The following is a 364-nucleotide window of genomic DNA, read 5'->3' on the forward strand; positions in this document are numbered from 1 at the left end:
ATCACGCCGCTGCTGAGCGCCGTGCCGGCATTGGTCGCACCTCCGGAGATGGTGCCGGTGTTGATCAGGAGGCCGGCATTGCTGACGCTGCTCTGGGTCCAGCCGGCATTGAGATAGGTGCCCGCACTCTGGACGGAGACCGGTGAGGTCAGGCTGCCGCTGCCGGACAGGAACAGGGTGCCGCCGGCGACGGTGGTCGGTCCGGCATAGGTGTTGGTGCCGGCGAGTTCGAGGGTGCCGAGCCCGACCTTGGTCAGGCCGCCGACGCCGGAGATGGCGTTGGCGAAGCGGCCGTAATAGGCCTGTCCGTTGTAGGTGGTGTTGACGGTCCAGTCGGAGGTGAACTGGCCCGGGCCGTCGATGG

At 67.9% G+C, this 364-nt stretch carries 1 protein-coding gene; it reads right to left on the bottom strand.

Features of this window, described 5'->3' with window-relative positions:
* Positions 1-364, bottom strand: a 364-nt coding sequence (locus tag ACLBX8_RS31665; RefSeq protein WP_447716412.1) for an autotransporter-associated beta strand repeat-containing protein, incomplete at both ends; no start/stop codon positions are given.

The sequence above is a fragment of the Methylobacterium sp. D48H genome (assembly GCF_053345715.1).